At 71.6% G+C, this 15,040-nt stretch carries 9 protein-coding genes; 3 read left to right on the forward strand and 6 right to left on the reverse strand.

Annotation, left to right across the window (positions count from 1 at the left end):
- Positions 1–70: 70 nt before the first annotated feature.
- From ACYSUO_RS27560 to ACYSUO_RS27570, 3 genes are all read right to left on the reverse strand, one after another.
- Complete coding sequence (locus ACYSUO_RS27560) at positions 71–2,542, reverse strand: MFS transporter (RefSeq protein ID WP_461778935.1); 2,472 nt, start codon at positions 2,540–2,542, stop codon at positions 71–73.
- Between the two features lie 80 nt (positions 2,543–2,622).
- Positions 2,623–3,177: a MarR family winged helix-turn-helix transcriptional regulator gene (locus tag ACYSUO_RS27565; RefSeq protein ID WP_461778936.1), complete on the reverse strand. Its 555-nt coding sequence runs from the start codon at positions 3,175–3,177 to the stop codon at positions 2,623–2,625.
- A gap of 210 nt (positions 3,178–3,387) precedes the next feature.
- Entirely contained in the window at positions 3,388–5,031 is a 1,644-nt protein-coding gene (locus ACYSUO_RS27570; RefSeq protein WP_461778937.1) for a hypothetical protein, read from the reverse strand.
- 352 nt (positions 5,032–5,383) lie between these two features.
- On the opposite strand from ACYSUO_RS27570, the gene ACYSUO_RS27575 reads away from it, so the two are divergent.
- Complete coding sequence (locus ACYSUO_RS27575; RefSeq protein ID WP_461778938.1) at positions 5,384–8,392, forward strand: glycoside hydrolase family 3 protein; 3,009 nt, start codon at positions 5,384–5,386, stop codon at positions 8,390–8,392.
- 125 nt (positions 8,393–8,517) lie between these two features.
- The gene (locus ACYSUO_RS27580) at positions 8,518–9,033 is read left to right on the forward strand and encodes an SRPBCC family protein (RefSeq protein ID WP_461778939.1); all 516 of its coding nucleotides are present in this window, start codon (positions 8,518–8,520) and stop codon (positions 9,031–9,033) included.
- 40 nt (positions 9,034–9,073) lie between these two features.
- Here ACYSUO_RS27580 and ACYSUO_RS27585 read toward each other — a convergent pair whose 3' ends face one another.
- Positions 9,074–10,312, reverse strand: coding sequence for a glycoside hydrolase family 6 protein (locus tag ACYSUO_RS27585; protein WP_461778940.1), 1,239 nt, complete (start codon positions 10,310–10,312; stop codon positions 9,074–9,076).
- Between the two features lie 161 nt (positions 10,313–10,473).
- The gene (gene nhaA / locus ACYSUO_RS27590) at positions 10,474–11,727 is read right to left on the reverse strand and encodes a Na+/H+ antiporter NhaA (protein WP_461778941.1); all 1,254 of its coding nucleotides are present in this window, start codon (positions 11,725–11,727) and stop codon (positions 10,474–10,476) included.
- Between the two features lie 449 nt (positions 11,728–12,176).
- On the opposite strand from nhaA, the gene ACYSUO_RS27595 reads away from it, so the two are divergent.
- A complete protein-coding gene (locus ACYSUO_RS27595; RefSeq protein WP_461779020.1) occupies positions 12,177–12,554 on the forward strand; it encodes a nuclear transport factor 2 family protein in 378 nt (125 codons plus the stop codon).
- A gap of 1,312 nt (positions 12,555–13,866) precedes the next feature.
- Here the strand turns inward: ACYSUO_RS27595 and ACYSUO_RS27600 are convergent.
- Complete coding sequence (locus tag ACYSUO_RS27600; RefSeq protein WP_461778942.1) at positions 13,867–15,015, reverse strand: XdhC family protein; 1,149 nt, start codon at positions 15,013–15,015, stop codon at positions 13,867–13,869.
- Between the last annotated feature and the right edge of the window lie 25 nt (positions 15,016–15,040).

The following is a 15,040-nucleotide window of genomic DNA, read 5'->3' on the forward strand; positions in this document are numbered from 1 at the left end:
CATATTGAGGCGCCCATTAGGGGTCATTCCCCTAATGGGCGCCTGCTGGGTCGCGAACCGCCTCAGCGCGTCAGTGGCTCAGCTCCACGTCCGCGTCGTTCCTGCCGCTGCCGTTGATGCTCAGCGGGACGGCCTGCGGGGCGTAGCCACTGGCCACGACCGTGTACTGGCCGGCGTCCAGGTCGTCGAAGGCGTAGGCGCCGTCGATTCCCGTGACGGCCGTGCCGACCGTGTTGCCCGCGGCGTCCAGCAGGGTGACGCGGGCGTCGTTCAGCGGGTCGCCGGTGGCGCCGCGGACCACGCCGTGGACGCGGGCGCCGGGGACCAGACGGACCTCGCAGCGGTTGGGGCCGCCGGAAGCGACCTCGACCGGGAGGGCCGTGGGCCGGTGGCCCTCGGCGCTGACGGCGAGGGTGTAGCTGCCGGGGGCCAGGTCGCCGAAGGCGAAGTTGCCCGTGGCGTCGGCGGCGCCGGAGGCGATCACCTCACCGCGTACGTCGGTGGCGATCACCAGCGCGCCGGGCACCGGGAGTTCGCCCGCCGCCGCGACGACGGTGCCGGTCAGGCCCGCCGCGCCGGCCAGCATCAGGTCGAAGTCGAGGAAGCCCTCGCCGACCGTCAGCGTCGTGGCCTGCGGCTGCCGGGAGCCCGCGGAACCGATCAGGACGTACGTGCCACCGGCCGGAGCCGCGAGCAGGTATGCGCCGTCGGGATCGGTGGTCGTACGGCCCAGTTGACCGCCCCTGAGGTCGATCAGCGTGACGACCGCGCCCACGAGCGGCGAGCCGTCGCGCTCGCGGGCGTGGCCCTTGATGCCCGCGGTCGCGTCGACCGGCTCGGCCTGCGCGGGTACGGGTGCCGTCTGCGCGGCCGCGGCGGCCGGGGCGGGGACCGGAGACTCTGCGGCCTCCGCGGAGGCCTCGCCCTTCTCCGCCGCTTCGCGCGCCTGGAGACCCGACATCTTGCGCAGCGGGACCTCCTTGGTCCACAGGACCATCAGGAACGCGAGGACGATGACGCCCGCCGCGATCAGGAACACCACGTGCATGGCGTCCGCGAAGCCCTGCTTGAACGGCTCCGCGAGACGCGGGTCGAGGTGCTGGATGAACGAGGAGTCGGACAGTACGTCGCCGCCTCCCCCGCCCGAGCCCTTGACCATGTCGATGACCGGCTTGTTGGCGGGGTCCGAGACGACCGACGGGTCGTGCAGCGCGGCCTGGAAGTCATGCGTCTTCGCGGCCGACTTGAAGGCCTCGGAGATCTTGTCGCCGACGTTCGAGAAGAGGACGGAGAGGAAGATCGCCGTACCGGCGGTGGCGCCCATCTGCCGGAAGAACGTGGACGACGCGGTCGCCACACCCATGTCCTGCGGCGGCACCGCGTTCTGCACCGCGAGCACCAGCGTCTGCATGCAGCAGCCCAGGCCGAGCCCGAAGAGGCCCATGTAGAGCATGGTCTCCCACAGCGGCGTGTCCCACTGGACCTTGAAGTGGAAGAGCAGCAGCGCCGCCACCATGAAGAGGGTGCCGAGGGTCGGGAAGATCTTGTAGCGGCCCGTCTTCCCGGTGATCTGGCCGGAGATGATGGACGCGATCATCATGCCGGCCATCAGCGGCAGCATCTCGAGACCGGACTTGGTGGGGCTCGCGCCCTTCACGATCTGGAGGTACTGCGGGATCATCAGCATGCCGCCGAACATGCCCGCGCCGATCAGCACGGACAGGAAGCTGGTCTTGCTGAAGATGGCGTTGCGGAACAGCCGCATCGGGATGAGCGCGTCGTCGCCGACCCGGCGCTCCACGAGGATCCACGAGACGATGCCGACCGCGCCGAGCACGTAGCAGACGATCGAACCGGTCGAGCCCCAGCCCCACTCGCGGCCCTGTTCGGCGACGAGCAGCAGCGGGACGACGCCGAGCGCGATGGTGAACGCGCCCCACCAGTCGATCTTCCGGTCGCGGCGGACGTGCGGGATGTTGAGCACCTTGGCGACGACGAACAGCGCGACGACGGCGATGGGCACGTTGACCAGGAACACCCAGCGCCAGCCGGTGACACCGAGGATGCTGTCCTGCCCTGCGAGGGCGCCGCCGATGAGCGGTCCCGCGACGCTGGACGTGGCGAACGTGGCGAGCATGTAGCCCTGATAGCGGGCCCGTTCGCGCGGCGGCACGATGTCACCGATGATCGCGAGCGCGAGCGACATCAGACCACCGGCGCCGATGCCCTGCACCGCGCGGAACGCGGCGAGTTCGGGCATCGACGTCGAGAAGGTGCACAGCGCCGAACCGACGATGAAGATGCTGATCGCCGCCAGGAAGTACGGCTTGCGGCCGTGCAGGTCGGACAGCTTGCCGTAGAGCGGCGTACAGATCGTCGACGTGATCAGGTACGCCGTCGTCGCCCAGGCCTGCTGGCTCAGGCCGTCGAGGTCGTCCGCGATGGTGCGGATCGAGGTGGAGACGATGGTCTGGTCGAGCGCGGCCAGGAACATCCCCAGCATCAGTCCGCTGAGGATGGTCAGGATCTGACGGTGGCTCATGCCACCTGAGGTGGGGGTCTGTTGGGGGGTGGATATGGCTTGGGTAGCGGTGTCTCCGCGGGACGCGGACACGGCCTCAGTCATTCTTGCGTTGCTCCCTGCTCGCCACCGGGCCCGGGGACTTTCCCGGACTCGGGACGCGCGTATTCAAACTCTTCCAGATCGTCATTGAGGCGGGAGAGCAGCCGGTTCAGCTGGTACCTGTCCTCCGCGGGCCAGGGCTCCAGCAGCTCCGCGAGTCTCGCGTCGCGCTGGCGCCGGTACTCCTCGAACAGGGCCCTCCCGGCGGCGGTGGCGCGCAGCAGCGCACCCCGCCGGTCCTCCGGGTCGGGACGCCGTTCGACGAGTCCCTTGTCGACCATGGCCCGCACCTGGCGACTGACCGTCGACAGGTCGAGAAAGGTCGCGGCGGCCAGGTCGGTGGCGCGGCGTTCGCCGTCGCGCACCAGCTTTGCCAGCAGTACCCGTTCGCCGGACCGGCTCTCGAGCCTGGCCTTCTGCCGGTAGGCAGTCAGCAGTCTCGAGAACCGCACCAGCTGCGTGCCGAGTCCCGCCGCGGCGTCCTCGGCACTCGCGCTTCCCGTCACCGGGTCGCCGTCCGCTGCTTCACGGCCATGGACCGTCCCCTTGTCCATGTCCCGCCTTCCCGCTCACATTCAATTGCTTGTATCGAGCAAGTGAGTGTAGCCCCCATTCGTGGGTCGACGAACCAGGGGTACGCGAGTATTTGCGCAGGTCAAAGGGGGGTCAAGCTCGGGTCAAGAGCCTCGCGGCGGGTCGCTCCGACGGTGCCGCAGGACGCTACGGCGGGGTGCTCCGACGGCGTCACAGGGCTCTACGAGGCGCTACAGATCCGCGCCCAGCTCGCTCCTGACCACATAGCTGCACTGCGTGTACGAGTACCCGGACTCGACCCGGCCGCCCGCCGCGCGCCCGCTCGCCGTCGCGTCGCGGCCGCCCGGCTTGTGCAGGAAGTGGTACGAGCCCGCGGGCAGCCGCAGCGTCCTCTTCGGGTAGCTCTTGCCGCTCACCTTGCACGCCTTGCCGCGGCCCGCCGTCTCGGTCGGATACGTCTTGCAGGACCCGCAGGCGGCGATGGTGATCCGCCCGGTGACCGGTCCCGTGTAGAGGACCTCGACCGGGTCGGGGCCGTCGTTGCTGATCACCATCTCCATGCGGGAGCCGCCCGGCGCGCCCTTCGGCGGCAGCCGGTCGCCCGCGGCGGGGCGCAGCTTCGCGATCTCGGCGGCGATGGCGACCTGTTGGGCACGGGCGCGCCGCTTGTCGTTCTTGTACGTGCCCGCGAAGTCGGTCAGCGACGTGTGCGCCGCGGCGAACTTCTTGTCCTTGAACTGGTCGATGCCGCAGGCGTACGCCCCGTCCTCCACGGCCGTCGCGACGCCGCCGCGCAGGTGCGCGGGCGCGGGCGCGGGCAGGCTCTTCGCGGTGTCGCCGATGCGGCGCAGCGCCCGGGTGGCGGCGCACGGGTCCGCGCCCTTCAGCTCGCCCGCGCGCCGCTCGACGGCCGCGCGCACGGCGGGCTCCACCTGGCCCGCCTGCGCCGACTTGGGGAACGTACGCAGGAGTTGGCCGAGTTCGCCGCCCTTGCCGTCGGACTCCGCGGCGCCGAGCTTTCCCGTGCCGCACTTCAGGAGCGAGGCAGCGAGGGGCTTGTCGGGCCAGCTCGCGAGGGAGCCGAGGACGGCGCGGTCGATCGTGCCCGGCACCGACCGCAGGTGTTCGAGGGGCGCGACGGCCGCGCAGTGCTCGCCGTCGGCGTACGGCGCGGCCACCGCCTTGTAGTAGGCGTCGAGGCTGTCGTGCACGCGGTGCGCCGCCCTGGAGTCCGGGTGGTCCTCCGCGAGATCGCGGTACCGGCCGAGCGCGGTGCGGTAGTCGGCGCGCGCCTCGGCGAAGTCGCGGCCCGAGGCCTGCTCGACGAGGGCGTCGGCGCTGTCGAGCCGGTCGAGCAGGCGCTCCTCGACGGCGTCGTCGCGCAGCCCGCCGTACGCGACGGCGCCCCCGGCGGGCACCGCGAGCAACGCGAGACCGAGCACGATCGCCACAACCGGCTTGATCTGTACGGAAGTTGCGGGCGCCCGCAGCCCGGTCCGCGCGCCGTCGGCCACCGCGGCGAGCAGCAGCACCGCGTACCCGATCAGCGCCCATCCGGGCACCCCGTCCGGGTCGGCGGGCAGCGCGAGGGTGAGCAGGGCGGCCGTGGCGGCGACGCACAGCAAAGCGAGCAGGCGGCGGCGTACGAGGACGTATCCGAGGCCGAGCCCGCTGAGGTTGAGCAGCCCCGCCGCGACGGCGCGCGCCGGGTCGGCGGGCCCGGTGGGCGGCCGGGCAGGGGGACGGTCGGACGGTTGGACAGGGGGTCGCTCGGGCGGCCCGAACGCGACTTCCTGCGCGGGGCCGAAGGCGGACGGGCCGGCGGCGGGCGGATCGAAGGCGGACGGGCCGGCCGAGGGCGGCCCCGGTGGCATCGGCGGAACCGGCGGAACCTGTGGCCCCGCTCGTGGTGGCTCCGCCGGCATCCGCGGAGGCGGGCCGAACCCGCCGCTCCCCTGCCGCTCCGCGTCGCCGGACGACGCGCCCCCCTGCCACCTCATCGCGGTCCCCCAACCGTCAGGTGTCACACCCCGAAGCAAACGATCGGGGGCGGCGCCCCGGCTGTCAATCGGTCACAAGTAGCCAACCCGACGCCTTCGGGCCGCCAACTGCCTTTACGTTCCGAACCCTTGACGCCCCCACTACGCACCTTTTAACTCAAGCCTTGAATTTAGAAACGGCACGACGCACCACCAGCACCCGCAACGGCACCACCGGGAGGGCACCTTGCGTCACACCGACACCACCACCAGATCCGGCCGCAGAAGGCGCGGGAGACGCGCGGCCTTACTCGCCGTCTCGGCGCTCGCGGCGGGCCTGCTACCGCTGACCGGCAGCGCGTCCGCCTCCGCCGCCGACGACCCCGCACCCACCCCCGTGGACCGCTTCGAGGGCGAGGTGCCCTTCGCGGCACAGCCCGCCGAGGGCATCTTCACCTGGGGCGGCGACACCGACGACCATCCGAAGCTCGAACTCAAGGAACGCGCGGACGCGCCCGAGGGCGCCAAGGTCCTCGAAGGCGCCTACGACATCAGCGGCTACGGCGGCTTCAGCCACGACTACGCCGCCGACAAGCCGGCCCACGACTGGTCGGCGCACAAGGGCATCCGCCTGTGGTGGTACGGCGACAACTCGGGCCGAAAGCTGACCTACGAGCTCAAGGACGGCGGCGCGCACGGCGAGGCGTCCGAGCTGTGGACGACGTCGTTCACCGACGACTTCACCGGCTGGAAGCAGGTCGAGCTGCCCTTCACGCAGTTCGAGTACCGCACGGACTACCAGCCCGTCGGCGGCATCGACCACGTCCTCGGGCTCGACAAGATGTGGGGCTACGCGGTCACGCTGCCGACCGGCGCGAAGAGCCAATTCGCCATGGACGACGTGGAGTTGTACGGCAAGGCCGACCAGTCGCTGCGCGCGCAGGTGGCGACGGACGCGGCCGTGTACCCGGTGAAGGAGGGCGGTTCGGCGGCGGTGAAGCTGTCGGTCACCACCACCGGGAACGTACCGATCGAGGACCCCGTCACCATCGAGTACGCCACCGAAGGCGGCACCGCCGACGCGGGCAAGGACTACACCCCGGTCACCGGCAAGGTCACCTTCCCTGCGGGCACCGCGTCCGGCGCGGCGAAGACTGTCACGGTCGCCACCAGCAAGGATTCCGCCAGGTCCGAGACCGCCGAGACGATCCCGCTGAAGCTGACCGTCACGGGCGCCAAGCCGCCCGCCGAGTCGCCGCAGGTCGTCATCGACGCGCACGGACTGACGTACCTCGACGCGAAGGCGCCGATCAAGAAGCGCGTCGCCGATCTCGTCTCCCGGATGTCCCTGGAGGAGAAGGTCGGCCAGATGACGCAGGCCGAGCGCGCCGCCCTCAAATCTCCGGGCGACATCGCGAGCCACAACCTCGGCTCGCTGCTCTCCGGCGGCGGCTCCGTGCCGACGCCGAACACGCCCGAGGCCTGGGCCAAGATGATCGACGGCTATCAACTGCGGGCGCAGGCAACGCGGTTCCAGATCCCGCTCATCTACGGCGTGGACGCGGTGCACGGGCACAACAACGTCGTCGGCGCCACGATCATGCCGCACAACATCGGCATCGGCGCGAGCCGCGATCCCCAACTCGCCGAGAAAACCGGGGCAGTTACCGCTTCCGAGGTGCGCGCGACCGGCGTCCCGTGGGACTTCGCGCCCTGCCTGTGCGTGAGCCGCGACGAACGCTGGGGCCGCTCCTACGAGGCGTTCGGCGAGGACCCGGCCCTCGTCGAGTCCATGGAGACCGTGATCAAGGGCTTCCAGGGCCGCGCGAACGGCACCGACCTGGACAGGAACGACAAGGTGCTGGCCACGGCGAAGCACTACGTCGGCGACGGCGGCACCGAGTACGGCTCCTCGACCACCGGCTCGTACACCATCGACCAGGGCGTCACGAAGGTGACGAAGCAGGAGCTGGAGGCCGTGCACCTCGCACCCTTCGGCGACGCCGTCAAGCGCGGGGTCGGCACGGTCATGCCCTCGTACTCCTCGCTCGACATCATCGGCGACGACCAGGGCCCCGTGAAGATGCACGCCAACGCGGCAATGATCAATGGCGAGTTGAAGAAGAAGCTCGGCTTCGAGGGCTTCGTGATCAGCGACTACGCGGGCATCGACCAGATCCCCGGCGACTACGCCTCGGACGTCCGTACGTCCATCAACGCGGGCCTCGACATGATCATGGTCCCGAACGCCTACGCCGACTTCGAGAAGACCCTGCTCGCCGAGACCACCGCGGGCCGGATCAGCGAGGCGCGCGTGAACGACGCGGTCTCCCGCATCCTCACGCAGAAGTTCAAGCTCGGCCTCTTCGAGAAGCCGTACGCCGACACGAGTAACAGCGACAAGATCGGCGGCGCCGCGCACCGCGCCGTGGCACGGGAGGCGGCAGCGAAGTCGCAGGTGCTCCTGAAGAACGACGGGAACGTGCTGCCGCTGAAGAAGTCCCAGAAGGTCTACGTCGCCGGGTCCAACGCCGATGACATCGGCAACCAGACCGGTGGCTGGACCATCTCCTGGCAGGGCTCGTCCGGGAAGATCACGGACGGCACCACGATCCTCCAGGCGATGAAGAAGGCCGCGCCCGGCACGACGGTCGACTACTCGAAGGACGCCTCGGCGCCCACCGCCGGGCACGACGTCGGTGTGGTGGTCGTCGGCGAGACCCCGTACGCGGAGGGCGTCGGCGACGTCGGCAACGGCCACGACCTGGAACTCTCCGCGGCCGACAAGGCGGCGGTGGACAAGGTCTGCGGCGCCATGAAGTGCGTGGTGCTCACGGTCTCCGGCAGACCGCAGCTGCTCGGCGATCAGCTCGCCGACATCGATGGGCTCGTCGCGTCCTGGCTGCCGGGCACGGAGGGCGACGGCGTGGCCGACGTCCTCTACGGCAAGAAGCCCTTCACCGGCCAACTCCCGGTCACCTGGCCGAAGTCGGAGGCCCAGCTGCCCATCAACGTGGGCGACGCATCGTACGATCCGCAGTTCCCGTACGGGTACGGCCTCACGACGAAGGCGACCGACGGCGGGAGCGGTGAGCGGGGCCTGGTGGACAAGGCGCGGCTCAAGGTCCAGGAGAAAGCGGGCGGCAAGGTGACGGAGGCGTGGGCCAAGCCGTTCGCCGAGGCCGAGCACCTCGCCCTCACCGGCGACTACAAGGGGGCACTGAAGAAGCTGGCCGCCGCGTACAAGGAGGCCTGACCGGCCGGGGCGGGCAACTGTGCGCGCGGGACGCCGAGTTGGGGCTTCGGATTCGGGTCCCGCGCGACACGCCGCCCGATCCCCGGCACGTACACCGCACCCGGACGTGTGCATACCATCGCGACATGAGCGCCCATATCCACATCGTCCGTGACACGTCGCTGCGCGCCTCCGAGGCGTGGCGGCGGCTGACCGACTGGGAGCGGCACGGGGACTCCGTGCCGCTCACCCGTGTCACGGTGACGACCCCGCCGCCGGACGCGGCGGGCACGGTGTTCGTGGCGCGCACCGGGGTCGGCCGGTTCGGCTTCGACGACCCGATGGAGGTCGTCGCGTGGCAGCCGCCGCGGCGCTGCCGGATGGAGAAGCGCGGCCGCGTCGTCACCGGCTGGGCCGAGTTCGAGGTGCGGGCGCTCGGCGACGGGGGCTCGCGCGTCGAGTGGCGCGAGGAGCTGCGGGTACGAGGAGTGCCCCGCGCCGCGGACCGGGTGGTCGCGGCGGCGGGGCGATGGGTGTTCGGACGGGCGGTGGACGCGCTGCTGGACGACACCCTCGACGACACCGGGGAGGGCGCCACGGGAGACGTCAATGGAGACGCCACCGGAGACGCCACTGGAGAAACGTCACCGCACGGGCAGTGACCGGGTGGGCGTCACGTCGCGGGGAGCGATCGGGCGGACGTCACTTCGCGGGGAACAGTGGCGGGTTGGCGTACCGCGCCAGTTCGAGCGCCTGCTGCGGGAACCAGTCCCCCGCCTTCGGGTCGACCATGCCCCGCTCCGGGTCCTCGGGGCCCTCGGTGCCGCGCAGGCACAGGCCGTCCGACTCTCCCGGCGTCTTGATCCACAGGCGGGCATCCTGCAAGGGGTCGCCGGTGCGCAGGGTCGGGCGGGCGCCGAGGCCGCGGTCCGGCGGGTTGCACCAGTCCTGTGCGTCGGTGTACTTGCCGGCGGGCGGGGTCCACGGGCCCTGGCCGTTGCGGCTGGAGTCGGTCACGAAGTGCTCCATCCGGGAGGCCGGGACGTGCACGTGCTCGTCGATCCACGCCTGCGCCTCGGCGCGCGGCGCCCACTGGTTCGGGCAGTCGGCGGCGTCCCCGGAGGACTCCTCGACGTACGCGATGCAGGACGAAATCAGCTTGCCGTACCAGGAGTTGGTGTCGTCGGTCTGGTAGTTCGAGGCGTTGGTGTAGAAGCCGGCGGCCTGCGCGACGCCGCCCTTGATCAGGCGGGGCACGATGGAGTTGACGCTGTGCCAGCCGGGGTGGCCGGTGTCGAGGTAGACGCGGGTGCCGCGCAGGGGCTCCAACTCGTCGACGGCGTAGTTCACTTCGGCGTACCGGGCGGCGGTCTTGGTGCCCTGGGCGTCGTCCTGGCCGCAGTCGGCGGGGAGCAGGGCGAGCGAGTCGGGTTCGAGGACGACCATGGCGTCGCGGGAGCCGATGCCGCGGGCGACGGCGTCGATCCAGGCCTGGTACTCGGCGGTGGTGGCGGCGCCGCCGGCGGAGTAGTTGGAGCAGTCGCGGCCCGGCACGTTGTAGAGCGCGAAGACCGGGACGGCGTCGCGCCGGTCGGCGTCCCTGACGACGTCACGCGTGAGCTTCTCGACCTCGGCCGGGCTCTGGTCGCCGAACCAGACGGCTTGCGGTGTGGCAATCATCGCGGTGATGCGGGCGGCGTCGCGGTACTGACCTGCGCGGGCGAGCCCCGCGATCTGCCGGAGGGCGTCCGGGTTGGGGTCGGGCGTGTAGAGCTTCGGGCCGTGTCCGCCGGTCGCCGTCTGTGCCTGTATCTGGGGCTGGGTCTGTATCTGGTGCTGGGTCTCCGGCTCGGCGCCGGTGGCCGTGGCCTGTGGCGCGGCGATGAGCAGGGTGGAGAGGGCGAGGGTGGTGATCGCGGCGCGTCTGAAGGGTCTTCGCACGGTGACTCCTGGGGGCCGGTCGGGCGGGCTCGGACGGCGGGTCGGCCTTGCGGAAGGCTCCCGGACGTCGTACTCGCGGGAGCGCTCCCACAGCGTCGGCTGCCGCGCACTGGACGTCAAGTGCGCGGCGAATACGGCACGTTGACGCGGCCCGATCCGGCCTACGTCACGGGGCTCGAGGTCTGCGCCGGTTGCCGATCGCCATGGTGCTGCGTGAGCTGGTGGTAGTGCCGACTGCGACGTCCGAGGATCGCGGCGGCCAGCAGCGAGGCCGCGGCGGAGGCGAGCAGGATGGCGCCCTTGGCGTCGGTGAGATGGGCTTCGGTGGTGTAGGAGAGTTCGGCGATCAGGAGCGAGACGGTGAAGCCGATCGCGCCGAGGATCCCGATGCCGGCGATGTCGGCCCAGGCGATCTCGGGATTGAGGTGCGCGCTGGTGAAGCGCGCGGTCAGCCAAGTGGCGCCGAAGATCCCGAGCAGCTTGCCGGCCAGGAGCCCGGCGAGGACACCCCAGGTGATGGTGGACGTCCAGAAGCCGCCCGCTCCGGAGAGGGACACCCCGGCTGCCATCAGGGCGAAGACCGGCAGCGCGATCCCGGCGGAGAACGGCCGCAGCACCTCTTCCGTCCGGTGCGACGCGGAGACGGTCCCGCCCGCGCGGGGGCGCGTGCACATCAGCAGGCCCATCGCGACGCCCGCGATCGTGGCGTGCACTCCGGAGGCGTGCGTCAGGCCCCAGATCACCACCGCGAGGGGACCGAAAAGCAGCCATCCCGGCACCCGGGTCCGCACGTGGGTGACGGCCCGGCCGGAGCCGTTCTGCAGGTAGCCGAACACGGCGAGGCCGACGGCTGCGGCGGCGAGCGCGGCGAGGTCGAGGCCGGTGGTGTAGGCGACGGCGATGACCAGGACGGCGACCATGTCGTCGACCGTGGCCAGGGTGAGCAGGAAGGTGCGCAGCGGGGTGGGCAGGTGCCGGCCGACGACGGCCAGGACGGCGAGGGCGAAGGCGATGTCGGTGGCCATCGGGATGCCCCAGCCGCCGATCGCTTCTCCGCCGGTGGTGGCGTTGACGGCGAGGAAGATCAGGGCGGGGGTCGCGACGCCGCCGAGGGCCGCGGCGATCGGCAGGGCGGCGCGGCGTGGATCGCGCAGCTCACCGTGGACGAGTTCCTGCTTCAGCTCGTTGCCGACGATGAAGAAGAACACCGCGAGCAGGCCGTCGGCGGCCCACGTCCCGACCGACAGGTTCAGGTGGAGGGCGGCGGGGCCGAAGGTGAAGGAGCGCAGGGACTCGTAGGAGTGCGACAGGGGCGAGTTCGCCCAGACCAGGGCCACCAGGGCGGCGCCGATCAGTAGCGAGCCGCTGACCGCGTCCGAGCGCAGGGCAGCAGTGATCCGCGAAACAGCAGACATGAAGGAGACGTCTCCAGCAGTACGAAGGGAGCATGAGAGCACACCGGCTCATGGCCGGTGACGTGCCTCCGCGATGCGGTGGGCTCAACAGCCCTTCGGTGGGCAGACGCTCGTGATCGCGCCCCACGAGCTGACGTAACCGTTCGTACCGATCGGACGCCGCTCCAGCGACTCAGGAATCCGAGTGCGAGCGGCCACCCGCCCCGGAGAAGGCGAGAGAGGGCGAGCGAACATCGCGATCCACTCCTCTCCTTCAATGCCTGCGGTCTTGGCGGCCTGCGGTCTTGGCGCAACCCTAACAACGGTGGATGGATTGCCTCGCACGAGCGCGGGAGTCGCGCAGCAACTGCGGTCCACGTATCGCGGGCCCACAGGCCGTCTCTGGGTCCACCGTGATCGGAAGGCGGCTCGCGGACGAGCGCACGCGCAACGGCTGGTATTACTGGGGCATGCAGGAAGAGACGGCACGCTCCGCGATCGACACGTTCATCTCCGCGTTCAACGCCTCGGACGACACCTATGTGACTGCCCTGCTCTCCCAGGCCCTGACCTCGGACGTGGTCTTCTGGGGGCCGTTGGGTCGCAGCGAAGGAATCGCGGCGGTCGAGCGGTTCGTGCTGGACATCCGGCGCCACCCGGCGGGGACCGGCACGATGGTGCGCTGCTCAGCGGTGGACATGCCTGACGAGTGGGCCCGCTACGAGTGGGTCTTCACCACGCCGGACGGAGGCCCCCGCCTGGCGGGAACGGACGTCGTCCATCTGCGCCGGAGCCTCATCGACCAGGTCATCGTCTTCGCGGGCGAGATCAAGCCGTCCGCCTCCTGAGTCGTCCTTGCGTTGGGCGGCGAGTACGTCGGGGTTTGATTGGCCGCCACCGCCGTGACGCTTGAAATGGCGGCCGTTGGCCCGCCCATCTCCCACCACCCGCCCCCCCTCCGGGGGCGTCGGCCCGACGGGGCACGGGCCGCCACGAGTGAGCAACGCAACGACGGCTCCCCACCCATAACGGTCAACCGCACGCGCCGTGGGCAATCCGTCGCCCGCCCCGGCTCACCACCCGGGGCGGGCGACGCCGCCACCACCTTGGGCAACCTCCGCCAGCCGCGGCCCCCCACGCCCTGCGGTCGGCTGTCGCCGCCTTGGGCAATCTGCCGCAAGCACGGCTCCCCACCCGTTGCGGTCGGCCGTCGCCGACTTGGGCAATCTGCCGCAAGCACGGCTCCCCACCCTCTGCGGTCGGCCGTCGCCGACTTGGGCAATCTGCCGCACGCACGGCTCCCCACCCGTTGCGGTCGGCCGTCGCCGACTTGGGCAATCTGCCGCCTGGGGCGGCAGGGTGGGCAAGGCGGCACCCCGGTGCAGCGCACCCCTCACGACAGGCCCCGACCCCGGCACAGCGACCGGGCCCCGGACGGGCCGAAGCCCCGGAGGGGGCGGGCGGGTGGGAGATGGGCGGGCACCGGCGCAGCCGGACAAGGACCGGTGCCGTGCGCCGAGCGCAAGAGCGCCCACCCCGGCCAAGCCCCAAGACCCGGTGCCGCGCAACCAGGACAGGAGGCGCCGCCCCGGCACGACGGCACCCGGTGCCGCGCAACAGCTACGACAGGCGCCGACCCCGGCGCAGCAACCCGGCCCCGGACGGGCCGAAGCCCCCGGAGGGGGCGGGCGGTGGGAGACGAGCCAGCCGCACAGCCGGAACAGAACGGTGCCGCACAGCGGAGACGGGAGGGCCGACCATGCCAAGGGACCGGTGGGGTGGCGATGGGCCAGCGGCACCGCCTGAACGGGACACGGCCGTACAGCGGGGAAGGGAGGGCCCACTACGGCAAGCGCCCGATGCCGCGCCCGGTCACACCCGGACGACGAGGGCCGAAGCCCCCGGAGGGGGCGGGCGGGTGGGAGATGACCGGGCACCGGCGCAGCCGGGTGGGGGCCTGTGCCGCGCTACCCGCGCCGTAGGCGCCGCCCCACAACCACGGTGCCGCGCAACCCGCGCCGTAGGCGCACCCGCACCCCCGGTGCCGCACACCCCGCCCCGCAAGCGCCACCCACAACCCCGCTGCCGCGCAAGCCGCACCGCAAGCACCACCCCGCACCCCCGGTGCCGCACGCCCAACACGACAGGCCCCGCCCCCGCTCACGCCACCGAATCGATGCGCCGCGCCGCCCCCGCCTCACGGTGGATCGGAGTATGCGCACCGGTCAGCGGCACCCCCGTGCCCCCACGGCGGTCCGCGACGATCTGCGAGGCGATGGACACCGCCACCTCCTCCGGCGTACGCGCGCCGAGGTCGAGCCCGATCGGGGACCGCAACCGCGTCAACTCCAGCTCGGTGACCCCCACTTCACGCAACCGCTCATTGCGGTCCAGGTGCGTGCGCCGCGACCCCATCGCCCCCACGTACGCCACCGGCAACCGCAGCGAGAGCTGGAGCAACGGCACATCGAACTTGGCGTCGTGCGTGAGCACACACAGCACCGTGCGACCGTCGACCTCCGTCCGCCCCAGGTACTCGTGCGGCCACTCGACGACGATCTCGTCCGCCTCGGGGAAGCGCGCCGCCGTCGCGAACACCGGACGCGCGTCGCACACCGTGACCCGGTACCCCAGGAACTTCCCCATCCGCACCAGCGCCGACGCGAAGTCGATCGCGCCGAACACGATCATCCGCGGCGCCGGAACGGACGACTCGATCAGCACCGTGAGCGGGGACCCGCACCGCGAGCCCTGTTCGCCGATCTCGACCGTGCCGGTGCGTCCCGCGTCGAGGAACGCCGACGCCTCCCCCGCCACGGTCCGGTCGAGCTCCGGGTGGCCCCCGAACCCGCCCTCGTACGAGCCCCCGGGGCGCACGAGCAGAGCGCCGCCGAGAAGCTCCCCCGGCCCCGACACGACGCGCGCGAGCGCCGCCGCCTCCCCCGTGGCGGCGGCCCCGAGCGCGCCCGCGAGCACGTCACGTACAGCCGTATCGGACGCACGTACAGGCGTGACGAGGATGTCGATGACACCCCCGCACGTGAGCCCCACGGCGAAGGCGTCGTCGTCGCTGTAGCCGAACTGTTCGAGGACCGGTTCCCCGTCCTCCAGGGCCTGCCGACACAGCTCGTACACCGCGCCCTCCACGCACCCTCCGGAGACCGAGCCGATCGCGGTGCCCTCGCTGTCGACGGCGAGCGCCGCGCCCGGCTGCCGGGGCGCGCTGCCGCCGACGGCCACCACGGTGGCCACGGCGAAGTCGCGCCCCTGCTCGACCCACCGGTGCAGCTCTTCGGCGATGTCCAGCATGTCTTGTCTCCTTACAAGTGCGGGG

Source organism: Streptomyces sp. UC4497, from assembly GCF_054871485.1.